The sequence below is a fragment of the Phenylobacterium sp. genome, from assembly GCF_036501465.1.
Taxonomy (GTDB): domain Bacteria; phylum Pseudomonadota; class Alphaproteobacteria; order Caulobacterales; family Caulobacteraceae; genus Phenylobacterium.
Genome location: NZ_DASYAF010000160.1, coordinates 42,304 through 65,327, shown reverse-complemented (window position 1 = coordinate 65,327; position 23,024 = coordinate 42,304). Strand labels below are relative to the sequence as shown.

Genomic DNA, 23,024 nt, shown 5'->3' with positions numbered 1-23,024 from the left:
GTTACACGACCAGTTCGATAGGTTTTTCCAAGGCTTCCGCCGAGATGCTCACCCGATGGCGATCATGACCGGCGCGGTCGGCGCGCTGTCGGCCTTCTATCACGACTCGACCGACATCAACGATCCGCAACAGCGAATGATCTCGGCGCACCGGCTGATCGCCAAGATGCCGACCATCGCGGCGCGCGCCTACAAGTACTTCATCGGCCAGCCCTTCGTGCACCCGCGCAACGACAACTCCTACGCCGAGAACTTCCTGCGCATGTGCTTCTCGGTCCCGGCCGAGGACTGGAAGCCCAATCCGGTGCTGACGCGGGCCATGGACCGCATCTTCATCCTGCACGCCGACCACGAGCAGAACGCCTCCACGTCTACGGTGCGCCTCTCCGGCTCGTCCGGCGCCAACCCGTTCGCCTGCATCGCCGCCGGCATCGCCTGCCTCTGGGGTCCCGCGCACGGCGGGGCGAACGAGGAGGCGCTGAACATGCTGAAGGAGATCGGCACGGTCGACCGCATCCCGGAATATATCCAGGGCGTGAAGGACCGCCGCTACCGGCTGATGGGCTTCGGCCACCGCGTCTACAAGAACTACGACCCGCGCGCGACCGTCATGCAGAAGACCTGCCACGAGGTGCTGAAGGAGGTCGGCGACGAGAACGACCCGCTATTGAAGGTGGCGATGGAGCTCGAGCGGATCGCGCTCAGCGACGAGTATTTCATCGAGCGCAAGCTCTATCCGAACGTCGACTTCTACTCCGGTATCACCCTGCGCGCGCTCGGCTTCCCGGCCGAGATGTTCACGGTGCTGTTCGCCGTGGCCCGCACCGTGGGCTGGATCTCCCAGTGGAAGGAGATGATCGAGGACCCGGCCTACAAGATCGGCCGCCCGCGCCAGCTCTACACCGGCGCCCTGGAACGCCCCTACGTGGCGATCGACAAGCGCTGATCCGGTCGGCGGCGTGAAGTCCCTCGCCGCCGCCTTCTGCCTTCTCGCGACGGCCCTGGCCGGACCCGCGGCCGCAGCGATGACGCGCATCGACAGCGGCGTTCTGCGCGGCGTCACGGCCCACGGGATCACCGCCTTCGCGCCGGCCTGCCTGCAGCTTGGCGTCTCCATGCCCGGCGAGCCGCCGCCGAAGACCAGCGAAGACTGCCTCTACCTGAACGTCTGGGCGCCGGCCCGGCGCGGTAAGGCGCGCCTGCCGGTGATGGTCTTCATCCCAGGCGGCGGCTACCAGAACGGCGCGACGTCGCTGCCACTCTATTGGGGCGACCGGTTGGCCCGGCGCGGGGTTCTGGTGGTGACCCTGGCTTATCGCCTGGGCCCGCTGGGCTATCTCGCCCACCCGGAACTGACGGCGGAGTCGCCGCACCACGCCTCGGGCGACTATGGGCTGATGGACCAGGCCGCCGGCTTGGCTTGGGTGAAACGCAACATCGCCGCGTTCGGCGGCGACCCTGGCCGAGTCACCGTCTTCGGCCAGTCGGCCGGCGCTATGTCGGTGAGCCAGCTGATGGTCTCCCCGCTCGCCCGCGGTCTCTTCCAGCGCGCCATCGGCGAGAGCGGCGGCCTGTTCGAGCCGCTGATGCTGGCCCCGCAATACACCCTGGCCCAGGCCGAGAAGGACGGCGTCGCCTACATGCGTTCGGTTGGCGCCGCCTCGCTCGCGGACTTGCGCCGCCTGCCCGGCGAGGCGCTGCTGCACGGCCAGGCGAACGGCGTCTCGCATCCGGTGATCGATGGCTATGCCCTGCCGCTTGCGCCTTACGACGCCTTTGCCACCGGCCGGCTGGCCAGGGTCCCGGTGCTGGTCGGTTGGAACGCGGAGGAGGCGCGATCGCTGAGCGACGTCAGCCAGGCGAAGGCCGCGACCTTCACCGCTGACATCCGCAAGACCTTCGGCCCGCTGCCCAGCGCCCTGATCGACGCCTATCCCCACGCCGACGACGCCCAGGCGCGCCAGGGCCGCGCCGACTTCGAGCGCGACCTGCGCTTCGCCTGGGACGACTGGGCCTGGGCCCGGCTGCAGGCCCGCGCCGGGCTGCCGGCCTACGCCTACCGCTTCGAGCAGAAGCCGCCCTTCCCGGCCGGGTCGGTGCGCGCAGGCTGGGGCGCCTCGCACTTCGCCGAGCTCTGGTACGTCTTCGACCATCTGGATCAGGAGACCTGGGCCTGGACGGCGGGCGACCGCAGGCTCGCCGACGTGATGGCCGCCTACTGGACGAATTTCGCCAGGACCGGCGATCCGAACGGGCCGGGCCTGCCGCCCTGGCCACGGCTGCAGGGCGACGAAGGCCCGCTCCAGCGCCTGGCCGAGCCGGTGACCAGCGGACCGCCCCCGGAACTCGCCACGCTGCAGGTGCTCGACAAGGTCTATTCCAGTCTGCGCGGCGCGCCGTTCGGCCAGGTGAAGGCTGCGCGTTAGGTCCGACGATCAGCGATGATCTTCAGCACCGCGTCGGCCGCCGCTTCGCTGGGATCGGGCCCGCCGCGGCCCAGCAGGTCGAGGGCGGCGTACTGCGCCAGGGTCTGGCGGGCGCGCAGTTCAGCGTCGTCCAGCCGCCGCGCCACCTCCTCGGCCAGGTCGTCTGGCCGGCAGGCGTCCTGCACCAGTTCCGGCGCTACGAAGTCGTTGGCGGCGATATTGAACAGGGTGACGAATGGCGTGCGGATGATCCGGCGTACGATGAACCCACTCACCGGCGGCAGTTGATAGCCGATCACCATCGGCGCGCCGGCCAGGGCGACCTCGATCGTCACCGTGCCGGAACAGACCAGCGCCACGGTCGCGGCCTTCATGGCGTCGAGCTTGCCCGCCTCATCCTCGACCACGTGCGCCCGATGCGGCCAGCCGGCGACGCGCGACTTGACCATGTCGGCGACGGTCGGCGCGGCGGGGACCACGATGTGCAGGTCGGGATAGGCCGCCTTCAGCTGGGCGACCGCCGCCTCGAAGATCGGCAGCATCCGCGCCACCTCGCCCGGCCGGCTGCCTGGCAGCACGAGAAGAATGAGATCGTCGGGCGCCGCGCCGATCGCCTTGCGCAGCCGGCTTGGCTTCGCCCTGGAGAGGTCGAGGCTCAGCGCCGAGTTGCCGACGAAGGTCACCGGCAGGCCTTCGGCCTCGAAATAGGGCGCATCGAAAGCGTGGATGGAGAGCAGGTGGTCGACGGCGGCGGCCAGGGTCTTGGCCCGACCCGGCCGGGTCGCCCAGACCTGCGGCCCGACATATTTGACCAGTGGCAAGTCGGGCTGCGCGCGGCGCAGGCGCTGGGCGACGCGCAGGGTGAACCCCCAGGAGTCGATGAGGACCACGGCGTCGGGCCTCTCGCGGGCCGCCAGCGCCGCGGTCTCGTCGGCGCGGCGCACCACGCGCGGATAGGCCAGCAGGCCCTCCAGCAGTCCCAGGATCGACAGGTCGGCGATGTCGAAGGGGCTGTCTAGACCCTCGGCGGCCATGCGTTCGCCGCCGACGCCCACAAAGCGCACGCCCTGGCCCAGCCGCGCCTTGAGCGCGCGCATCAGCCCCGCGCCGCGGTCGTCGCCCGAAGCCTCCGCGGCGACCAGCATGATCGTCAGCGGGCGCTCGCCGCTCACGGCGCCCCCGTCACGGCTCGACCCCAAGGATGAAGACGCCCAGTTCGTCCGCCAGACCGATCACGGCCTCGCGCTCCAGCACCAGCAGCTTGCCGGCCTCACCCACGATGCCGGCAAGCCCCGCCCGGGCGACGGCTTCCACCGTGGCTGGCCCGATGGTCGGCAGGTCGACGCGGGTCTCCTGGATCGGCTTCGGAGCCTTGGCCAGGACACCCTCAGGCGCGTCGGGTTTGCCGCGCAGAGCCTCCGGCAGCTTTGCGACACGGGCCAGCAGGGCGTCGGTGCCCTCCGCAGCCTCAAGGGCCAGCACCAGGCCGCGGCAGACCACGGCAGCCTGACCGGCATCCAGGCGGCCGATGGCGCGCGCGGCTTCCAGGGCTCTGGTGATGTCGTTCTGATGTTCCGGCGCCGGCGCAACTCCACCCAGCGGGCCCGCGGGCAAGCCCAGGTCGTCGATCACCTCGTGGGCGCCTTCGACGGCGAAGCCTTCCTTCTCGAACTCGCCGACCAGCATCCGCAACAGGGCGTCGTCGCCCCTGCGCGCCGCGGCGATCGCCGCCGGCAGGATCCGCAGGCCGCGCAGGTCCGGCATCAGGGTGGCGAAATCGGGTCGCGCCACCTGCCCGGCCAGACAGATCGCCTCGCACTTGGCGCGGCGCAGGGCCTTCAGGCACTTGCCAAGCTCGGCCAGGCCCACTTCGGCGCCGGCGTAGGGTTCCAGGCCCGCGCTCGCGAACCCTTTCAGGCGGATGACGAACAGTGGCCGGCCGGAGCGTTGGCAGTGCTCGGCGATCTCGATGGGCAGGGCTCCGCCCCCGGCGATCAGGCCGAGCTTCTTCATCACACCTCGCGTTCGGGCAGACAGAGCGGCCGGCCGGCGTCGGCGCGGATGAAATCGATGATCTCCATCACCGGCGCGGAGTGGCCGAAGGTGGTGGCGGTGTCGTCGATCCGCTCCTGGAAGGTGCCTTCCTCGGCGAACAACAGGCGGTAGGCCGAGCGCAGCTCCCCGATCGTGTCGCGGCCGAAGTCGCGCCGCTTCAGGCCGACCAGGTTCAGGCCTTCGAGGTGGGCGTGGTTGCCCCACACCAGACCATAGGGGATCACGTCCTTGGTGACCGCCGCCAGGCCGCCGATGAAGGAATAGCGCCCGACGCGGCAGTACTGGTGCACCGCCGCCAGGCCGCTCACCATCACGAAATCGCCGATCGCCACGTGGCCGCCCAGGGTCGCCGAGTGCGCCAGGATCACGTTGTCGCCCACGTGGCAGTCGTGCCCCACGTGGCTGGTGGCCATGTACATGCCGTCGTCGCCCACCTGGGTCACGCCACCGCCCTGAGGGGTGCCGATGTGCATCGTCACATGTTCCCAGAGCTTGTTGCGGTCGCCGACCACCAGTTGCGTGGGCTCGCCCTTGTAGCCGGTGTGGTGCGGCGGGCCGCCCAGGTTGGCGAAGTTGCGGATCGTACAGTCCTCGCCGATCCGGGTATGACCCTCGATCACCACATGGCTGGCCAGGGTGGTCCGCGCGCCGATCCGGACATGCTCGCCGACGATGCAGTAGGGCCCGATCTGGACCCCGTCGGCCAGCTCCGCGCCCTTGGCTACGATGGCCGTCGGATGGATTTCGGTGCTCACCTAGGTGTCCACCACCATGGCCGCCCATTCCGCCTCGGCGGCGACCTTGTCGTCGACCAGGGCGCGGCCCCTGAATTTGTAGATGTCGCGGCGGGAATGGGTCACCTCGACGGCCAGGCGCAGGACCATGCCCGGACGCACCGGCGCGCGGAAACGGCAGTTGTCGAGCGACATGAAGAAGATCGCCTTGCCCGCCGGATCGACGTTCAGGGACTTCGACATCAGGACCGCGCTGGCCTGGGCCATCGCCTCGACGATCAGCACGCCCGGCATCACGGGATAGTTCGGGAAATGCCCAGCGAAGAAGGGCTCGTTGACGGTCACGCACTTTATGCCGACGATCGACTTGCCCTCGACGAAATCCTCGCAGCGGTCCACCAGCAGGAAGGGAATCCGGTGCGGGATCCGCGCCATGATTTCCGTGATGTCGATCACCCCTGGATCGGTGTTCACCGGCGCTTTTTGCGTCACTTCCGCCCCCCTTTGTGGCCGCTTTCCCGAGAGAGCCAGGCCACTTCGCGCAGCCATTGGCGGACTGCCTTGGCCGGAAACCCGCCCCAGGTCTCTCCGGGCGGCACATCCTGCACCACCCCCGCGGCGGCGCCGATCCTTGCGCCGGCGCCAATGGTCAGATGGTCGGCGACGCCGGCCCGTCCCCCCAGCTGAACGCCGTCGCCGATGACCACGCTGCCGGAAATCCCCGTGTGAGCGGCCATCGCGCAGTTACGCCCGATGCGGCAGTTGTGTCCAATCTGGACCAGGTTATCGATCTTGGTGTTCTCGCCGATCGAGGTGTCCTCGAAGGCGCCGCGGTCGACGCAGCTGTTGGCGCCGATGCTGACGCCGTCCTGCAGGATCACCCGGCCGAGCTGCGGGATGTCGATCAGCCCCTTGGGGCCCGCGGTCGCGCCGAAACCCGCGTCGCCGATGCGCGCGCCGGAAAGTATCCGGACCCGGTCGCCCAGCAGGGCGAAGCCGATGCTGATGCTGGCCTCGATCTCGCAGTCGCGTCCTATGGCGACGCCCGGCCCGATGACCGTGTTCGGCCCGATGCGGGAACCGCGGCCGATTTGCGCGCCCGCGCCCACCACCACGCCGGGGCTTAGTCGCACGCTCGTTTCGATCTCGGCCAGCGGTGAGACGGCCGGGTCGCTGGGCCCGAGTGTCCGCGGGCGGTGCAGGCGGGCGGCCGCGACGGCGTAGGCGAAGTAAGGTGCGGCCGTGACCAGGGCCGCGCAGTTTGGCGGCAGGGCGTCCGCGTGGCCCGGGATCACGAAACATGCGCCCGCCGAGGTCGTTCGGACATCTTCGAGGCGCTTGCGGTCACTGAGGAAGGTGATGGCGTCGGGGCCGGCGCTATCGAGGATCGAGACCGCTCGGACCTGTCGCGACGCCAGATCCGGATTCGCGAGTTCGGCGCCCGTCAGCGCCGCAAGGTCGGCGAGGCTGACGGGTCCCAGGTCTTCGAAGAAGCGCGGATCGGGCATGGTGGTGCGGCGACCCGCGGCCGCCCTCGGTCTTACTTCTTGGGCGCGGGCCGCGCCGGCGCCGGAGCCGGACGTGTGCCGCCCGGCGTCTGGACGATCGGCGGCGCGCCGCCCGGAGCGGTGTTGGCGCCCGGCTGGTCGAGGTGTTCGCGATCGAAAGCGAACTGGGTGATCTTGCCGTTCAGCGCCGTGGTGACCGCCGGCGTCAGATCCATCGCCGGGTTGAAGAAGCCGCCCAGCACCGCGCCATGCTGCAGCAGCACCGAGCAGGCCTTCGCCTGGTAGGCCTGACGCATCAACGGCTCGGATTCCTGGATCACCCGGCCCACGGCCTTCTGTTCGGTGGCCTGCAGCTCACGCTCACGCAGCTGCAGCTTGCGTTGCAGGGCGTTGGCCCGCTGCTGCAGGGCCAGGCCGCGCTGCTCGAAGGTGTTCTGATCCAAGCTGGCGCGCTGGCCATCCAGGGTCTTGGCGTCGGTGTCGATGGCGGTCTTTTCGCCATTCAGCTCGGCGTTCACCTGGGCCGAGATCTGTTGCAGGCGGGTCTGGACGTATTTGCCAACCGTCGAATTGGCGACGACCAGATCGAGATCGACGACGCACATGCCGGCGATCGGCGGCCCGGAGGTGATGGGTGCGGCGGCGGGGGCTTGCGCAAAGGCGCTGGAGGCCGTGGCGAGGGCGGCGAAGCAAGCGCCGGCGGCGAAGAGTTTGGAGGTCATGTTATCCCTAGAACCGTGTTGCAGTGGAGAACCGGAAGAGCTCGGTACGGTCGTACGGCTCCCGTTTCAGGATCTGGCTGAAGTCGAACTGGATCGGCCCCATGGGCGACTTCCAGCGGACGCTCAAGCCCGCAGATGCGCGCAGGCCCAGGTCGTCGCGCACTTCCGGGTTGTTGATCTGCAGGCCCGTGGTGGTGTCCAGGGTGCGTTTGTCGAAGTTATCCAGCAGGCCCTCGGTGCCGAAGTCGGTGAACAGGGCGGCCTTGATGCCATACTGCTCGGGCAGGAAGGTCGGAATGGTCAGCTCGAAGGAGCCGATGGCGTAGACCTTGCCGCCCAGGGCGTCGTTGGTGGCCTGTCCGCCCTCCTCGTTCTCGAGGGTCAGGTCGCGCGGGCCGATGCCGGCCACTTGGAAGCCGCGGAAGCTGGAGCCGCCCTTGAAGAAGCGGTCGTTGATCCGCACGTGGTCGCCGCCCCAAGCCTCGATGTCGCCGGCCGAGCCGGTGAAGCTGAGGATAAATGTCTTGTTGAAGCCGTGGTACCAGGCGCCCTCGGCTATGGTCTGCACGAAGCGGACGTCGCCGCCGAGGCCGGCGAATTCCTGGCTGAAGTCGATGTAGTAGCCGCGCGTCGGGTTGATGTAGTCGTTGCGGCGATCCAGGTGGTAGCCGTAGCCCACCTTCGACGTCAGGAAGTGACCGCGCTGGTCGCAGAGCGAGGTCGACAGGACAAGGTTCGCCGGATCGCAGAAGGTCGGATCGATCTCCACGTCGTCGTCGCGGATGGTGTAGTCCAGGCTGCCGCGTGAATTCAGGCTGAGCGGGAAACCGAGGCGGAAGCCGATGCCGACCGTCGATTGCTTGTAGGCCGAGAACTGCGTCAGGTCGTACTTGTAGAAATAGGCGTCGGCGCCGGCGGACATGTCGCGGCCGAGGAAGCGGGGCTCGGTGAACGACAGGTCGATCTGCTGGCGGAAGTAGCCGACCGAGACGCGGGCGCGGACGTCCTCGCCGCGGCCGCGGAAGTTGCGCTCGGTCACGCCCAGGTCAACGACAAGGCGGTCGATGGAGGAATAGCCGGCGCTGAACGACAGTTCGCCGGTGGGCTGCTCGGTGACCTTCACCTGCAGGCCTGTGCGGTCCGGCGCCGAGCCTGGCGTTTCGGTGATGTCGACGTCCTTGAAGTAGCCCAGGGCCTTGATCTGGTTCTTGGAGCGGTCGACCAGCACGCGGTTGTAGGCGTCACCCTCGGTGACGTTCATCTCGCGGCGGATCACATAGTCCAGGGTCCGCGTGTTGCCGACGATGTCGATGCGATCGACGTAGACGCGGGGGCCTTCCTTGACGTCGAAGACCACGTCGACCGTGCCGTTCGCGCGATTGGGCGTGTAGCGCGGCCGCACGTCCACAAAGGCGAAGCCGGCGGCGCCCGCCGCGAAGGTCAGCGAGTCGGTGGCCTGCTCGATCTTCTCGTCCTGGTAGATGTCGCCCCGCTTGAACGGGACCAGGGCCTCCAGGACGTTCTTGTCGAGCTTCTTCAGGTCGGTCTCGACGCTGATCTTGCCGAACTTGTACTCGGGCCCTTCCTCCACCGTGTAGGTGACCACGAAGCCGTTCTTTTCCGGCGACAGTTCGGCCACTGCGGAGACCACGCGGAAGTCGTAGAAGCCGCGGTTGCGGTAGTATTTGCGCAACTGTTCCTTGTCGTACTCCAGCCGGTCCGGGTCGAAGTTCGTGTTGGAGGAGAAGAATTTGTACCAGTGGCTCTGCTCGGTCACGACCACGTCGCGCAGTTCGTCGTCCGAGAAGGCCTTGTTGCCCAGGAAGTTGACCCGCAGGATCCCGCTCTTCGGGCCTTCGTCGATCTTGAAGATCAGGTCCACGCGCTTCTGCGGCAGCTCGACGATCTGCGGCGTCACATTGGCCGAGATCCGGCCCGCCCGGCGGTAGAGCTCGATGATCCGGCCAACGTCGGCCTGGGCCTTGGCGCGCGTGAAGATGCCGCGCGGGCGCACCGTCACCTCGTCCTTCAGCTTGTCTTCCTTGATCGAGCTGTTCCCCTCGAAGATCACCCGGTTGATGATCGGGTTCTCGACCACGGTGACGACGAGGTCGCCGTTGGGATTCAGCTCGATCGATTCGTCGGAAAAGAGTTCGGTGCGGGCCAGGGCCTTGAGCGCGAGGTCTTCCTTGGCCGGGTCCACGGTGTCGCCCACCTGCAGGGGCAGGTAGGAAATGACCGTCGAGGGCTCGATCCGCTCGTTCCCGCGCACCACGAAGCGCTGGATGACCCCCGTCGGGGTGGGAGCAGGCGGCCTGGGCTGCGCGGGCGCAGGCGCGGTGGCCACAGGCGCGGCCGGGGCCGAGGCGGTGGGCTGGGCGGGTGCAGGCGCGGCCGCTGAGGGCTGACCCTGCGCGAACGCCAAGCCTGGCGCCGCCAGTGCGGTCGTCGCCATCAAGCCGGCAAGACCGGAAACTAGCGCAGCGCTACGGGCGCAGTGTCTTTGCATCGAATCAGCCGTTTGGGGAAAGCGGGGGTCAGGAGAATAGACCGCCGAGGAAATTGAACACACGCAGCCGCTGCAGATCGTTCCAGGTGGCGAACAACATCAATCCGAGAACGAGTGCAAGGCCCACGCGATAGCCTGCCGCCTGAACCTTGGCAGCAAGTGGGCGCCGCGCCACGGCTTCGTACGCATAGAACAGCAGGTGTCCCCCATCGAGCACAGGAATCGGCATCAGGTTGAGGAATCCGATGCCCACGGAGATGTTGGCCACCAGCTGCAGGACCATGAGCGCGACATTGATGGCCAAGGTCCGCGCGTCCGGAGACGAATCGGCGACCTGCTTGACGAGGTCGCCGGAGAACTGGGCCATGCCCACTGGCCCGGAGAGTTGGTCGGCGCTTTCCTTGCCGGCGATCATCCGGCCCACGTAGTAGATCGTGGTCTGGATCACATCATAGGTCTTGGCCGTCCCCTTGCGTAAGGCCTCGACGGGGCCATAGCGGATCAGCTTCTGGTCTTCGGGACGGCTTTCGAACCGCACGCCGATGGTCCCGAGCTGATGATAGTGACCCACCGCGTCGGCCACCTGGCCACGCACCGGGATTACGTTCAGCGCGACCTGGCGGCCCGCCCGCTCGACGACAAAGGTGATCGGAACGCCAGTGCGCAGGACCACCAGCTCCCTCACCGTATCGAACGACTTCACCGGTTTGCCGTCGGCGGCGACGATCAGGTCGCCGGCCTGCATTCCGGAGCGCGCGGCGGGCGTGTTCGGGAACACCGCGCCCACCCGGGCCGGCGAGATCGGCTCGCCCAAGGCCATCAGCAAGCCGGCAAAAATGGCGATCGACAGCACGAAATTGGCGATCGGCCCCGCGGCGCTGATGATCGCGCGCTGCCAGATGGGCTTGAAATAATGGTATTGTTGCAGGGCTTTTTCGCCCTCGCGGGCGACGACGTCGCGACGTAGGGCGTCCAGATCGTCGGTGTCAGGCACGCTGGCGGCGTTATCGTCGCCGGCAAAGCGCACATAGCCGCCGATCGGCAGCCATCCCAGCCGCCACTGGACGCCGGACCTGTCGGTCCGTTGGAGGATCGGCTTTCCGAAGCCAATGGAGAACTGGTCGATTTTCGCGCCGACCGCCTTGCCGGCCAGGAAGTGGCCGAACTCGTGGATGACCACCACGGGGCCTATCACCACCAGATAGGGCGCGACATGAAGCAGGATGCTGAGCATGCCGGCCTAGACCTCCCCATTCCCAGCGATTGCAGCCATGCCCGTCTCCGACCTCATGCGTGCGCCGGGGCCATAAGGCTGCTTACTACCTCGTCCGCCACGCGGCGCGCGGTCGCATCGGTGATGCGCGCGGCCTCGACCGGATCGTTCTGAGGCGGGCTGAGCAGGTTCTGGCGATCCATCCGCGCCAGGGTCTCTTCGACAACTTCGGCAATATCAAGGAAGCCGATCCGACCCTTCAGGAAGGCGGAGACAGCCACCTCGTCGGCGGCGTTCATGGCCGCGGGCGCCGCGCCACCGGCCGCCAGCGCCGCCTTGGCGACGCGCAGGGCCGGAAACCGCTCAGGGTCGGGCGCCTCGAAGGTCAGCGGTTCGCGGGTCAGGTCGAGCGGCTTTGCCGGCCAAGGCAGGCGCTCGGGCCACGCGAAGGCGCAGGCGATGGGCGCGCGCATGTCCGGGGGGCCGAGCTGGGCCAGGGTCGAGCCGTCGGCATATTCCACCATCGAGTGGACGATGGACTGCGGGTGGATCAGGACGTCCACACGCTCCGGCGGCATGGCGAAAAGATAGGCCGCCTCAATGACTTCCAGCCCTTTGTTCATCATGGTGGCGGAATCGATGGAGATCTTCGCGCCCATGCTCCAGTTGGGGTGGGCCAGGGCCTGCTCCCGCGTGGCGCGGGCCATCTGGTCGCGGGTCCAATTGCGGAACGGCCCGCCGGAGGCGGTGAGGATCAGTCGCGTCACATGCTGGGCGTTGGCCGGCGAGAATACCTGGAAGATCGCCGAATGCTCCGAATCGACCGGGATCACCGTCCCACCCGCCAGCTTGGCGGTGCGCAGCAGCTGCGGCCCGGCGCAGATCAGGCTCTCCTTGTTGGCCAGCGCCACGATCGCGCCCGCCTGAGCCGCGGCCAGGGTGGGCGCCAGGCCCGCGAAGCCCACGATGGCCGACATCACCCATTGGGCGTCAGCGGAGGCCGCCTCGATCACCGCCGCCTTCCCGGCCGCGGCGCGGACGCCGGAACCGGCCAGCCGCTCGCGCAGGATCGGCAGGGCGGTCTCGTCCTCGATCACCGCCATCCGCGGCCGCCAGCGCAGCGCCTGTTCGGCCAGCCGCTCGACATTGCGGCCGGCCACCAGGGCCACGATCTCGACCTCCGCCCGGGCCTTGTCGAACAGATCGAGCGTCGACAGGCCCACCGACCCCGTGGAGCCCAGGATGCTGACCTTGCGCGGCAGGCTCAATGTCCCCATCCCAGGTGGTTGGCGAGGCGGGCGCCGGCCATCACCACCACGGCGAACATCAGGCCGTCGACCCGGTCCAGTAAGCCGCCGTGCCCGGGGATCAGGTCGCCGGAATCCTTCACGCCGAAGCGCCGTTTCAGCGCCGATTCCCAGAGGTCGCCCGCCATGGTCGCCAGGCCCACCGCCAGGCCGATGAAGGCGGCCGCCCACAGGCTGAGCTCGAAATACGGCAACGAGGCCATGGCCGTGCCCGCCGCCATGGCGGTGATGAGGCCGCCGAAGAAGCCTGACCAAGTCTTGTTGGGCGAGAACCGGGGCCAAAGCTTGGGCCCCTTCATCAGGCTGCCGATGGCGAAGGCCCCGATGTCGGCGCCCCAGGTGCAGGCGAACAGCATCAGCGTCCACCAGACGCCCTGGTTGGTCTGCCGCAGCCAGATCAGACACAGGGCCGCGGGGGCGATATAGGCCACGCCATAGGCGGCGTCCGCCGGACGCTCAGCAACCCCTCGAGCCACTAGGGCAGCAGCGAGGGCCCCCGCCGGCAGCGCCAGCCACGCCCAGATGAAATGCTCGGGAAAGTCGCCACGATAGCCCAAGAACACTACGACCAGAATCGCCGCCGTCACCGCGGCTGCGACCCGAACGGGCGAACGCGGCGCGCTCATCCCGCCCCACTCGATCGCCAGCAGGGCCACGCCCACGGAAATCATCAGGAGATAGGGCAGCGCCTCGTGCCGGCCCTGCAGGGCGATGATCCAGGGCTGGTGAGCCCCCAGGGTCGCGTAGAGGGCCGTCGGAACCAGGACGAAGCCGGAAGCGACACGGAGGCCGAGGTTCGACCAGTCGAAGCGTCTAGCCTGCGGCAAGGACGTCATCGGCGACCACGGCGCCGTATCGGCGATCACGCGTGTGATACTCGGCGATAGCGGCCCTCAGGTGCTCCGGCCCATAGTCCGGCCACAGCACGTCCTGGAAGACGAACTCGGCGTAGGCTGCCTCCCAGAGCACGAAATTGGAAAGCCGTTGCTCGCCGGACGGCCGAACGATCAGGTCCGGCGGCGGCAGCTCGGCGGTGGAAAGATAGCGGGCGAAGGTCGCCTCATCGAGATCGCCGGGATGCGCGCGGCCGGCGGCCACGTCCTCGGCGAACTTGCGCGCGGCGTCGGCGATGTCGGCCTGGCCGCCGTAGTTGAACGCAACGGTGAGGAACAGGCGTTTGTTGTGCGCCGTCCGCGCCTCGGCCTCGCGGCAGATGCCCAGCAGTTCGCGCGACAGCCCCTGCTCGCGGCCCACCACGCGGACTCGCACGCCTTCGCGTTCGAGCCTGGGCAGGTCACTGCGGAAGTAGCGCTGCGGCAAGGCCATCAGCTCGGCGACCTCGGCCACCGGCCGGCTCCAGTTCTCCGTGGAGAAGCCGAACACCGTCAGCCAGCGGATGCCGAGGTCCGGGCAGGCCTGGACGATGCGCTTCAGCGCCTCGACGCCGGCCTGGTGCCCCAGGGTGCGGGGCAGGCCGCGGCGTTTGGCCCAACGGCCGTTGCCATCCATGACCAGGGCCACATGCAGCCCAGCCCGATCCTGCGGATCAGGTCCGGCCGGAGATGGCGTGGACTCTTGGGCGGCCATGGCTTGGGTCGGCGTCCTTACGAGGTCCGGCGGGGCCGGCTAAACGTGCATGATCTCTTGTTCTTTGGTTTTCAAGGCTTCGTCCACGCGCTTGATCGCCTCATCCGTCAGCTTCTGGACCTCGGCCTCCATCCGCTTTTCCTCGTCCTGGCTGATGACGTGGGCCTTTTCTGCGGCGCGCAGATCGTCGTTGGCCTCACGCCGCACATTGCGCACGGCGATGCGTTGCTGCTCGGCGTACTTGTGGGCCACCTTCACCAGGTCCTTGCGGCGTTCCTCGGTCAACGGCGGGATCGGGATGCGCAGGTTCTGGCCATCGACCACAGGGTTGAGCCCAAGGCCCGCGGAGCGGATCGCCTTTTCCGTGGCGACCACCAGCCCCTTGTCCCAGACGTTGACGGTGATCATCCGGGGCTCGGGCACCGAGACGGCCCCAACCTGATTGATCGGCATGGTCGAGCCGTAGGCTTCTACATGCACCTGGTCGAGCAGGCTCGCCGAAGCCCGGCCGGTGCGCAGGCTGGCGAACTCCTCCTTCAAGGCGGCGACGGCCTTGTCCATGCGGTCGCGGTATTTGGACAGAACCGGCTTTTCCACAGTGGCCATGATGTTCGCTCCCTCGTCGTCGCGGGCGGGGTTCCGGACCCCTGCCCCATGGCTTCAGGCGATGGTCGTGAAGACCCCTTCGCCGTTCACCACTTTCAACAGGTTTCCCCGCTCGCGGATCGAGAAGACCACGATCGGGATATGATTTTCGCGCATCAGCGCCACGGCCGAAGCGTCCATGACTCTGAGGTCCTTCGCCAGGACCTCCTTGTAAGTCAGGGTCTCGTAGCGCTCGGCTGAGGGATCCTTCTTGGGGTCGGCGGTATAGACGCCGTCGACGCTGGTGCCCTTCAGCAGGGCGTCGCAACCCATCTCGGCGGCGCGCAGGGCGGCGCCGGAATCCGTGGTGAAGAAGGGCGCGCCGACGCCGGCGGCGAAGATCACCACCCGGCCCTTTTCAAGGTGGCGCAGGGCGCGGCGGCGGATGTAGGGCTCGCAGACCGCCGCCATCGGAATGGCCGACTGCACCCGGGTGAAGATGCCGATCTTCTCCAGCGCCGCCTGAACCGCCAGAGCGTTCATGATGGTGGCCAGCATGCCCATGTAGTCGGCGCTGGCGCGTTCCATGCCGGCTTCGGCCAGGGCGGCGCCTCGGAAGATGTTGCCGCCGCCGACCACGACGCACACCTGCACGCCGGCGCGAACCACCTCGGCGATTTCCTCGGAAACCGCCGCCAGGGTCTTGGGATCGATACCGAAGCCGTCGCCGCCGACGCCCGCCTCTCCCGACAGCTTCAGGAGAATGCGTTGGTAGCGCGGCTGGGCGTCGGGCATGGGCGGGTTCCCGCTCCTTCTGGTCTTGAACGCAACATACACTGAGGGCGCGGCGCGTCGAACGCACCGCGCCCCCGTCTTAGGAATCGCCGGCGAGCTTAGCGCTGGCCGGTCATCGAGGCCACTTCGGCGGCGAAGTCAGGTCCTTCGGTCTTCTCCACGCCCTCGCCCAGCTGGAAGCGGATGAAGCCCTTCAGGGTCACCGCGGAGCCCGCCTGCTTGGCGGTCTCTGCGACCAGCTGCTCGATCGTCTGGTCGGGGTTCATCACGAAAGGCTGTTTCAGGAGGACGACTTCCTCCTGCCACTTGCGGATGCGGCCCTCGATCATCTTCTCGGCGATCTCTCGCGGCTTGCCGGACTCCATCGCCTGATCGGTCAGGAACTTCTTTTCCTTCTCGACGGCGGCGGGATCCAGGTCGGCCGGGGTGAGCGCCAGCGGCGGGGTCGGCGTACCGGCCACATGCAGGGCGATCTTGCGGCCCACGTCTTTCAGCAGCGCCTGGTCGCCGGTGCCTTCCAGCGCCACCAGCACGCCCAGCTTGCCGACCCCCTCGCCCTGCGCATTGTGCAGGTAGAGGGAGACCACGCCTTGGCTCACGGAAAGCTTGGCCGCGCGGCGCAGGCGCATGTTCTCGCCGATCGTGGCGATCATGTTGGTGACCATGTCGGCCACGCTCTCGCCCTTGGCCGTCTTGGCCGCGGTGATGGCGTCCACGCCGCCGTCCACGCCCAGCGCCACGCGCGCGATCTCGCGGGCGGCGGCCTGGAAGGTGTCGTTCTTGGCGACGAAATCGGTCTCGGCGTTCAGCTCGACCAGCACGCCGGTCTTGCCGTCGTCGCTGATGCGGGCGGCCACCAGGCCCTCCGCGGCGGCGCGGTCGGCCTTCTTGGCGGCCTTCGAGAGGCCCTTGGCGCGCAGCCAGTCGATGGATGCGTCCACATTGCCGCCATTCTCGGTCAGGGCGGCCTTGCAATCCATCATGCCGGCGCCAGTGCGTTCGCGCAGGTCCTTGACCAGCGCAGCGGTGATCTCCGCCATGGTCAGCTCCTTCAAAGTTCTTGGGGTCGGGCGGAGACCTCGCGGACTCCGCCCCTTTCTATTGGTCTTAGTCGGCCTGTGAGACGCTTTGACTGCGCCTCAGCCGGCCTGTTCCTCGCTGGTCGCCTCGGCGGTGGCTTCGGCCTCACCCTCGGCGGCGGCTTCCGGCACGGCCTCGGGCTCAGGCGTGGCTTCGGGGGCGGCCTCGGCCACGGCTTCCACGGGCGCTTCCGCCGGAGCTTCCGCGGCGGGGGCTTCCGCAGGCGCGGCCTCAGCCGCGGCCGGGGCTTCAGCGGCGGGGGCCGCCTTCGCCTTCTTCGGCTGGACGTCCTTCGGCTGGGCGTCCGCACGAGCCAAGGCCGGCTCGACCGGTGCTTCCGCCGCGCCCAGATCGACGCCCGCGGCCGATTGGCCGGCGGCCAGGCCGTCCAGCACCGAGTCAGCCATCAGGTCGCAGTAGAGCTGGATGGCGCGCGCGGCGTCGTCGTTGCCCGGAATCGGGAAGGTGATGCCGTCGGGGCTGCAGTTGGTGTCGAGGATGGCGATCACCGGAATGTTCAGCTTGCGGGCTTCCTGAATCGCGATCGCTTCCTTGTTGGTGTCGATCACGAACATCAGGTCGGGGATGCCGCCCATGTCCTTGATGCCGCCCAGGAAGAGCTCGAGCTTGTCGCGCTCGCGGGTGAGCTGCAGCAGCTCCTTCTTGGTGCGGCCGCTCTCGCCTTCCAGCACGCCTTCCAGCTCGCGCAGGCGCGCGATGGAGCCAGAGACAGTGCGCCAGTTGGTGAGCGTGCCGCCCAGCCAGCGGTGGTTCACATAGTACTGGGCGCAGCGGCGCGCGGCCGTGGCGATCGGCTCCGAGGCCTGGCGCTTGGTGCCGACGAACAGCACCCGGCCGCCGCCGGCGGCGACTTCACGCACCTTCACCAGGGCCTGGTGAAGCAGCGGCATGGTCTGCGACAGGTCGATGATGTGGATGTTCGAGCGGCTACCGAAGATGTAGCGCTCCATCTTCGGGTTCCAGCGATGGGTCTGGTGGCCGAAGTGCGCGCCAGCTTCCAGGAGCTGACGCATGGAGAATTCTGGCAGAGCCATGGGTATCTAAGTCCTTCTTCCGGTTGACCGCCGCAGGCAAACCCCCAGTTGGGGACCGGAATGGAAGCGGGCGGGATGTCTCCCCGCCACGTCGCCAAACACCTGCGTGTGGATTTGGAGCCGCGCAAATAGGCGGTCGGCCGGGAAAAATCAACCGCTCGCTCACCAGCCCCCAAAGGGGCGTGCGAAACATATTGAGAACTCAGGCGATCATTGTAAGCTTGGCCGCAGCAACCTGGAGGGGTCCGATGCGACATGTCCTGGCCGCCACGGCGGTGTTCAGCCTCATCGCCGGCGCGGCGGCGGCGCAGATCGAGCCCCCGCAATTGCCGGGCCTACCCAAGCTGCCCGGCGCCCCGAGCCCGAGCCCGACGCAGCCGACGTACCATCCCTACGAAGGCGTCAAACCGGTTCAGCCGTTCAAGCCCTACGCGCCGCCGAACCCTGCGTCCGATCCTCTGTCGCCGCAGGCCGCGGAGCGTCGGCAGCGGGAAGCGGCCCAGCGGCAAGCGGGCGGGACGTTCTCGCCGGCTGGCGAGGCTGCGCGGGCCCGGGCCCAGGCCAAGCGCGATGCGGCGCTCAACAGCCCCTACTACAATCCGAACTAGGCCCTAGAGGTCCTCGACGAAGGTGACGCCGGGCGCGGTCTTGATCGCCCCGCGCACCGCCCCGTCCAGGGTGAAGCGGCCGGGCAGCTTCAGCTCGATCTCACGCCCGCCGCCGACGCCCGCCACCAGCACGATCTCGCCGCCGCGCGGATTGCCGACGCCCTCCAGGCGCTTCTTGAGCGCCTCGATCTCGGCGCTGCGCGGCGCCAGGTGGACCCGCAGGCCGGCGACCACGTTCTCCACCGCCTTGGCCACCGGCTCGGCGCCGTCGCCGAAGAAGCGCACCTCCCCGTCCTTGGCTCGCGCACGCACGGTGATCGCCACCGCCGCGCCGGGCTCCAGCAGGTCGCGGCAGCGCCGCCAGCTTTCCGGCGGGAACAGCACCTCGTATTCGCCGGTGGGATCCGACAGGGTCACGAAGGCGAACTTCTCGCCGGAGCCCTGGGCCGCACGCTCCTGGCGGCGGCGCACGACGCCGGCCATGCGCAGGGCCTCCGCCCCGGCTTCGGCCTTGGCGACCGCGTCGACGTAGAGGTCGGTGCGGCGACGCCGCAGCGCCTCGATCATGTCCTCCAGCGGGTGGCCGGAAAGGTAGAAGCCGACCGCGGCCAGTTCCTGATCCAGTCGCTCGACCGGCGTCCAGGCGTCGGTCTTGGGCAGGCGCGGACGATGCGCCCCGCCCGGGTCATCGCCGAACAGGCTGCGTTTGCCCTCGGCCCGGTCGGCGGCGAGCGCCTGGCCGTGGCCGACCAGCACATCGGCGGCGGCGACGAGCTGCGCGCGGTTCGGATCGAGGCTGTCAAAGGCGCCGGCCCGGGCCAGGGTCTCGAAGGTCCGGCGATTGACCTGCTTGGGATCGACCCGCTCGACGAAGTCGAAGACGTCGCGGAACGGCCCATGTTCGCGACGCTCGGCGACCACATGCTCCATGGCCTGCAGGCCGACGTTGCGGATCGCGCCCAGGGCGTACAACACCTCGCCGTTCTCCACCTCGAAGTCCGCGCCGCAGAGGTTCACGTCGGGACTGCGGATCTTCACGCCGCAGCGCCTGGCGTCCTGATAGAAGACCGAAAGCTTGTCGGTATTGGCCAGATCGAGGCTCATGGAGCCCGCGAAGAACTCCACCGGGGTGTTCGCCTTCAGCCAGGCGGTCTGGTAGGCGATCAGCGCGTAGGGCGCGGCGTGCGACTTGTTGAAGCCGTAACCTGAGAACTTCTCCATCAGGCCGAACAGCAGGTCGGCGAGCCCCTTCTCCACCCCGCGCTCGGCCGCGCCAGCCATGAAGCGCGCCCGCTGCTTGTCCATCTCCTCCTTCTTCTTCTTGCCCATGGCGCGGCGCAGGAGGTCGGCCTCGCCGAAGGAGTAGCCGGCCAGGATCTGGGCGATCTGCATCACCTGTTCCTGGTAGACGATCACGCCGTAGGTGGGCGTCAGCACCGGGGCCAGCAGCGGGTGCAGGACGTCCAGGGGCTTGCGGCCCATCTTGCAGTCGACATAGGCGGGGATCGAATCCATCGGGCCGGGCCGATAGAGGGAGATCAGCGCGGTGACCTCTTCCAGGGACTGCGGGCGCAGCTGGCGCAGGGTGTCGCGCATGCCCTGCCCTTCCATCTGGAACACGCCGACCGTCAGGCCCGAGGCCATCACCTCGTAAGCGGGGCCATCGTCCAGCGGCAGGGTTTCCAGCGGAAAGCCCGCGCCGCGCCGCTCCAGGTGCTTCATCGCCCGATCGACGACGGTGAGCGTCTTCAGGCCCAGGAAGTCGAACTTCACCAGGCCGGCGCTCTCCACCCATTTCATGTTGAACTGGGTCGCCGGCAGCTCCGAGCGCGGATCGCGATAGAGGGGCGCAAGCTGGGTCAGCGGCCGGTCGGAGATCACGATGCCGGCCGCGTGGGTCGAGGCGTTGCGGTAGAGACCTTCCAACTGCAGGGCGATATCCAGCAGCCTCGCCACCGCCTCGTCTTCGTCGCGGGCCTGTTGCAGGCGCGGCTCGATCTCGATGGCCTTGGCGAGCGTCACCGGATTGGCGGGGTTGGCCGGCACCATCTTGGCGAGGCGGTCCACCTGGCCCAGCGGCAATTGCAGCACCCGACCCACGTCGCGCAGCACCGCGCGGGCCTGCAGGGTGCCGAAGGTGATAATCTGCGCCACCCGGTCACGGCCGTAGCGCTGCTGGACGTAGGCGATCACCTCGTCGCGACGTTCCTGGCAGAAGTCGATGTCGAAGTCGGGCATCGACACCCGCTCCGGGTTCAGGAAGCGCTCGAAGATCAGGCCATATTTCAGGGGATCCAGGCCGGTGATCATCAGCGACCAGGCGACCAGGGAGCCCGCGCCGGACCCGCGGCCCGGCCCCACCGGCACGCCGTGCGCCACCGCCCACTTCATGAAGTCCGAGACGATCAGGAAGTAACCGGAAAAGCCCATCGAAGTGATCACCTCGATCTCCTTCTCCAGCCGCTCCTCATAGGCCTCGATCGGCTGGGCCGCGCCATTGACCTTCAGGCGCGCCTTCAGCCCCTCGCGCGCCTGGTGGGCCATCTCGTCCGCCTCCGAGCGGCCGCCCTCGGTCGGGAAGCGTGGCAGGATCGGATCGCGCTTGGGCGCGGCGAAGGCGCAGCGCCGCGCGATGTCGAGGGTGTTGTCGCAGGCCTCCGGCAGGTCGGCGAAAAGGGCGCGCATCTCGGCGGCCGGCTTGAACCAGTGTTCCCGCGTGACGCGGCGGCGTTCGTCCTGGCCGATGAAGGCGCCGTCGGAGATGCACAGCAGGGCGTCGTGCGCCAGGTGCATGTCGGCGGTCTTGAAGTAGACGTCGTTGGTGGCGACCAGCGGGACGTCGGCCTCGTAGGCCCAGCCGACCAGCTCAGGCTCGGCGGCGGCCTCGCCCGGCCTTTCGTGGCGCTGCAGCTCGACGTAGAAGCGTTCGCCGAACACGCGGCTCATCTCGGCGAGCGCCGCGCGGCCTTCCTTGGGCTTGCCGGCGACGAACAGCGGGTCGATCGGGCCGTCCGGGCCGCCGGACAGAAGGATCAGGCCCTCGGCGTGCTCGCAGACCTTCGCCCAGGCGACATTGGGCTCCTCGGAGGGATCGACTTCCAGGTAGGCGGCCGAGGACAGTTCGGAGAGGTTGGCGTAGCCCTGCGCATTCTGGGCCAGCAACACGACGGTGGGCGTGCGCGCCCAGCGCTCGGACGAACCCTCGCCGATCCCGGTGACGGGCAGCGCGCAGCCCAGGATGGGCTGGACGCCGGCCTCCTTGGCCGTGACCGAGAACTCGAGCGCCCCGAACAGGTTGGCCCGGTCGGCGATCGCCACGGCCGGCATGCCGCTGGCCGCCGCCAGCGCGCCGATCTTGTCGGCCTTGATGGCGCCCTCCAGCAGCGAATAGGCGGAACGGACCCGGAGGTGGACGAAGCCGCCGCCAGAGACGCCGTCGCCAGGCCCGGCTGGGCTTCCATCCGCCACGATCGCCGCCTCTCCCATTCGCATGGCGGCGTCATCCCATGTGAGCCGCCACGGCGCACACCATCCAGACAAAGCTCGCCACCGACACAAAGGCCAGTGATTCCCGGGCCAGACGAACCATCGCTCGCATCCTTCCTGTGGGCGCGCTGTGGATAGCGCTCACTCGTTCCGTTTTCGTTCTTATTCGCCTTTTGTTCTCATAGTCAAGCCCTGTCCCTCGCGCGAGGTCTTGACTCGTTCCCAGCCGAACATCCGCGTGCGATAATCGCCGGCGAGAGGGATGCGTCCTTAGGGTTCCTGGTTATGCGTCGGATTGTTCTTGGGTTTTCTGTGGCCGCGGCGATGGTGGGCGCGGCGGGGTTGGCGGCGGCTGCGACCGAGCCGGTGAACGCCGAATTGATCCGGCTGCATGACGACCTGCGCCTCAACCCCGGCCAGGAGCCGGCGTGGCATGACTATGTGATGGCGGTGGCCCCCGACCCGAACGTCGAGGCGCGCCACAGGGCGACGCAGGAGCTTCTGCCCATGGTGCCGACCCCGCGCCGGATCGCCCTGATCGAGGCGACCATGCAGCAGGACGATATGGATTTCCGCCGCCAGGGCGAGGCGGTGAAGGCCTTCTACGGCAAGCTCACCCCTGAGCAGCAGAAGGTGTTCGACCGCGACACCCTGCCGACGGACGACGACCCCAGGCGCTAGCCTGGGGCATTTTCTCGGCTTTCAGTCGGTGGCTAGGCCGACGGCGCGGCGCAGGGGATCCAGTTGTAGACCTGCTTGGCGGAGTCCCATGACCAGGAGCCGCAGGCCGCGGCCGGCGGGGCTGCGCCAGGGGCGGCGGCCGGTGGCGCGCCGGAGGGGCCGGCGACCGGCGGCCCGCCGGGCGGCGGCGGTCCATATCCCGGCGGCGGATAGGGCGGGTAGGCGCTGTAGTAGCCGTAGTACGGGTACGGCCCGTCATAGAAGCCGTAGAACCACGGATCATAGAAGCTGAGCCCCACCGCCAGGCCCAGGCCGAAGCTCGCGCCATAGAACGGGAAGAACGGCCTGCCGTGGTGGAAGTGGTTGAAGCCGGGATGGCCGGCGAAGCCCGGCGCGAAGCCGGCGCGACCGAGACCGTTCTGCCCAAAACCACTATGGCCAAAACCGCTATGACCAAATCCGCCGTGGCTCGATTCGCCGTGGCTCCATGCACCGGATGACGGCGCGCCGCCGCTGGAACTGGAGCCGCCCGCGTGGGACCAGCCGCCATGCTGTGAGGATTCCGCAGCCGCCGGGACCGCGGCGGTCAGAAGCGAGACGCTGCCAAGCGCCGCAATAATGATCTTCAACATGACCTCCTACAGAGGCCGAGGCCTTCGAGGCCAACGGTTCA

The 23,024-nt window shown here is 68.4% G+C and carries 21 protein-coding genes and 1 pseudogene; 4 read left to right on the top strand and 18 right to left on the bottom strand.

Annotated elements, in window-relative coordinates; genetic code table 11:
• Together gltA and VGL85_RS19175 are read left to right on the top strand one after the other, a co-directional pair.
• Nucleotides 1-946, top strand: a 946-nt coding sequence (gene gltA / locus VGL85_RS19180) for a citrate synthase (RefSeq protein ID WP_331590611.1), incomplete at its 5' end; no start/stop codon positions are given.
• 13 nt (nt 947-959) lie between these two features.
• On the top strand, nt 960-2,426 hold the full coding sequence (locus VGL85_RS19175; RefSeq protein ID WP_331590610.1) for a carboxylesterase/lipase family protein: 1,467 nt from the start codon (nt 960-962) through the stop codon (nt 2,424-2,426).
• Here VGL85_RS19175 and lpxB read toward each other — a convergent pair.
• The 15 genes and pseudogenes from lpxB to rpsB form a co-directional block, all read right to left on the bottom strand.
• Complete coding sequence (gene lpxB, locus VGL85_RS19170) at nt 2,423-3,598, bottom strand: lipid-A-disaccharide synthase (RefSeq protein ID WP_331590609.1); 1,176 nt, start codon at nt 3,596-3,598, stop codon at nt 2,423-2,425. The genes VGL85_RS19175 and lpxB overlap by 4 nt on opposite strands.
• A gap of 10 nt (nt 3,599-3,608) precedes the next feature.
• Entirely contained in the window at nt 3,609-4,439 is an 831-nt protein-coding gene (lpxI, locus tag VGL85_RS19165; protein ID WP_331590608.1) for a UDP-2,3-diacylglucosamine diphosphatase, read from the bottom strand.
• Nucleotides 4,439-5,236, bottom strand: coding sequence for an acyl-ACP--UDP-N-acetylglucosamine O-acyltransferase (lpxA, locus tag VGL85_RS19160; RefSeq protein ID WP_331590607.1), 798 nt, complete (start codon nt 5,234-5,236; stop codon nt 4,439-4,441). The genes lpxI and lpxA overlap by 1 nt, the downstream gene beginning before the upstream one ends.
• Nucleotides 5,237-5,707 (bottom strand): 3-hydroxyacyl-ACP dehydratase FabZ, encoded by a 471-nt coding sequence (fabZ, locus tag VGL85_RS19155; RefSeq protein WP_331590606.1) that lies wholly within the window; start codon nt 5,705-5,707, stop codon nt 5,237-5,239.
• Nucleotides 5,704-6,723, bottom strand: coding sequence for a UDP-3-O-(3-hydroxymyristoyl)glucosamine N-acyltransferase (gene lpxD / locus VGL85_RS19150; RefSeq protein ID WP_331590605.1), 1,020 nt, complete (start codon nt 6,721-6,723; stop codon nt 5,704-5,706). The genes fabZ and lpxD overlap by 4 nt, the downstream gene beginning before the upstream one ends.
• A 32-nt stretch (nt 6,724-6,755) precedes the next feature.
• Entirely contained in the window at nt 6,756-7,445 is a 690-nt protein-coding gene (locus VGL85_RS19145; RefSeq protein WP_331590604.1) for an OmpH family outer membrane protein, read from the bottom strand.
• A 7-nt stretch (nt 7,446-7,452) separates the two neighbouring features.
• Nucleotides 7,453-9,900: an outer membrane protein assembly factor BamA gene (gene bamA, locus VGL85_RS19140; protein ID WP_414695308.1), complete on the bottom strand. Its 2,448-nt coding sequence runs from the start codon at nt 9,898-9,900 to the stop codon at nt 7,453-7,455.
• An 82-nt stretch (nt 9,901-9,982) separates the two neighbouring features.
• A complete protein-coding gene (locus VGL85_RS19135) occupies nt 9,983-11,188 on the bottom strand; it encodes an RIP metalloprotease (protein WP_331590603.1) in 1,206 nt (401 codons plus the stop codon).
• Between the two features lie 53 nt (nt 11,189-11,241).
• Nucleotides 11,242-12,444, bottom strand: coding sequence for a 1-deoxy-D-xylulose-5-phosphate reductoisomerase (gene dxr, locus VGL85_RS19130; RefSeq protein ID WP_331590602.1), 1,203 nt, complete (start codon nt 12,442-12,444; stop codon nt 11,242-11,244).
• Entirely contained in the window at nt 12,432-13,310 is an 879-nt protein-coding gene (locus VGL85_RS19125) for a phosphatidate cytidylyltransferase (protein ID WP_331590601.1), read from the bottom strand. The genes dxr and VGL85_RS19125 overlap by 13 nt, the downstream gene beginning before the upstream one ends.
• The gene (gene uppS, locus VGL85_RS19120) at nt 13,288-14,061 is read right to left on the bottom strand and encodes a polyprenyl diphosphate synthase (protein WP_331590600.1); all 774 of its coding nucleotides are present in this window, start codon (nt 14,059-14,061) and stop codon (nt 13,288-13,290) included. The genes VGL85_RS19125 and uppS overlap by 23 nt, the downstream gene beginning before the upstream one ends.
• 39 nt (nt 14,062-14,100) lie before the next feature.
• Nucleotides 14,101-14,667 carry a ribosome recycling factor gene (gene frr / locus VGL85_RS19115; protein ID WP_331590599.1) on the bottom strand — a complete coding sequence of 189 codons (567 nt, stop codon included), beginning with the start codon at nt 14,665-14,667 and terminating at the stop codon, nt 14,101-14,103.
• 54 nt (nt 14,668-14,721) lie between these two features.
• Nucleotides 14,722-15,441 (bottom strand): UMP kinase, encoded by a 720-nt coding sequence (gene pyrH, locus VGL85_RS19110; RefSeq protein WP_331590598.1) that lies wholly within the window; start codon nt 15,439-15,441, stop codon nt 14,722-14,724.
• A 98-nt stretch (nt 15,442-15,539) separates the two neighbouring features.
• Nucleotides 15,540-16,481, bottom strand: coding sequence for a translation elongation factor Ts (gene tsf, locus VGL85_RS19105; RefSeq protein WP_331590597.1), 942 nt, complete (start codon nt 16,479-16,481; stop codon nt 15,540-15,542).
• 270 nt (nt 16,482-16,751) lie between these two features.
• A pseudogene (rpsB, locus tag VGL85_RS19100) lies at nt 16,752-17,576 on the bottom strand (30S ribosomal protein S2); the annotation flags it as partial.
• A gap of 248 nt (nt 17,577-17,824) precedes the next feature.
• Here rpsB and VGL85_RS19095 point away from each other — a divergent pair.
• A complete protein-coding gene (locus VGL85_RS19095) occupies nt 17,825-18,184 on the top strand; it encodes a hypothetical protein (protein WP_331590596.1) in 360 nt (119 codons plus the stop codon).
• Nucleotides 18,185-18,187: 3 nt separating this feature from the next.
• Here VGL85_RS19095 and dnaE read toward each other — a convergent pair whose 3' ends face one another.
• Together dnaE and sidA are read right to left on the bottom strand one after the other, a co-directional pair.
• Nucleotides 18,188-21,670 carry a DNA polymerase III subunit alpha gene (dnaE, locus tag VGL85_RS19090; RefSeq protein ID WP_331590614.1) on the bottom strand — a complete coding sequence of 1,161 codons (3,483 nt, stop codon included), beginning with the start codon at nt 21,668-21,670 and terminating at the stop codon, nt 18,188-18,190.
• Between the two features lie 13 nt (nt 21,671-21,683).
• Nucleotides 21,684-21,773, bottom strand: coding sequence for a cell division inhibitor SidA (gene sidA, locus VGL85_RS19085; RefSeq protein WP_331590595.1), 90 nt, complete (start codon nt 21,771-21,773; stop codon nt 21,684-21,686).
• Between the two features lie 209 nt (nt 21,774-21,982).
• Between sidA and VGL85_RS19080 the strand changes: the two genes are divergently transcribed.
• Nucleotides 21,983-22,351: a Spy/CpxP family protein refolding chaperone gene (locus tag VGL85_RS19080; RefSeq protein WP_331590594.1), complete on the top strand. Its 369-nt coding sequence runs from the start codon at nt 21,983-21,985 to the stop codon at nt 22,349-22,351.
• Between the two features lie 32 nt (nt 22,352-22,383).
• Here the strand turns inward: VGL85_RS19080 and VGL85_RS19075 are convergent, their stop codons facing one another.
• Nucleotides 22,384-22,983, bottom strand: coding sequence for a hypothetical protein (locus VGL85_RS19075; protein ID WP_331590593.1), 600 nt, complete (start codon nt 22,981-22,983; stop codon nt 22,384-22,386).
• Between the last annotated feature and the right edge of the window lie 41 nt (nt 22,984-23,024).

Bases quoted from the DNA above. Each gene is read 5' to 3' on its own strand.
- tsf (WP_331590597.1), bottom strand. From the start codon at position 16,481: ATGGCGGAGATCACCGCTGCGCTGGTCAAGGACCTGCGCGAACGCACT.
- lpxI (WP_331590608.1), bottom strand. From the start codon at position 4,439: ATGAAGAAGCTCGGCCTGATCGCCGGGGGCGGAGCCCTGCCCATCGAG.
- frr (WP_331590599.1), bottom strand. From the start codon at position 14,667: ATGGCCACTGTGGAAAAGCCGGTTCTGTCCAAATACCGCGACCGCATG.
- uppS (WP_331590600.1), bottom strand. From the start codon at position 14,061: ATGGCCGCCCAAGAGTCCACGCCATCTCCGGCCGGACCTGATCCGCAG.
- dxr (WP_331590602.1), bottom strand. From the start codon at position 12,444: ATGGGGACATTGAGCCTGCCGCGCAAGGTCAGCATCCTGGGCTCCACG.
- pyrH (WP_331590598.1), bottom strand. From the start codon at position 15,441: ATGCCCGACGCCCAGCCGCGCTACCAACGCATTCTCCTGAAGCTGTCG.
- sidA (WP_331590595.1), bottom strand. From the start codon at position 21,773: ATGGTTCGTCTGGCCCGGGAATCACTGGCCTTTGTGTCGGTGGCGAGC.
- VGL85_RS19075 (WP_331590593.1), bottom strand. From the start codon at position 22,983: ATGTTGAAGATCATTATTGCGGCGCTTGGCAGCGTCTCGCTTCTGACC.
- dnaE (WP_331590614.1), bottom strand. From the start codon at position 21,670: ATGGGAGAGGCGGCGATCGTGGCGGATGGAAGCCCAGCCGGGCCTGGC.
- VGL85_RS19095 (WP_331590596.1), top strand. From the start codon at position 17,825: ATGCGACATGTCCTGGCCGCCACGGCGGTGTTCAGCCTCATCGCCGGC.
- bamA (WP_414695308.1), bottom strand. From the start codon at position 9,900: ATGGCGACGACCGCACTGGCGGCGCCAGGCTTGGCGTTCGCGCAGGGT.
- VGL85_RS19135 (WP_331590603.1), bottom strand. From the start codon at position 11,188: ATGCTCAGCATCCTGCTTCATGTCGCGCCCTATCTGGTGGTGATAGGC.
- VGL85_RS19145 (WP_331590604.1), bottom strand. From the start codon at position 7,445: ATGACCTCCAAACTCTTCGCCGCCGGCGCTTGCTTCGCCGCCCTCGCC.
- lpxD (WP_331590605.1), bottom strand. From the start codon at position 6,723: ATGCCCGATCCGCGCTTCTTCGAAGACCTGGGACCCGTCAGCCTCGCC.
- VGL85_RS19125 (WP_331590601.1), bottom strand. From the start codon at position 13,310: ATGACGTCCTTGCCGCAGGCTAGACGCTTCGACTGGTCGAACCTCGGC.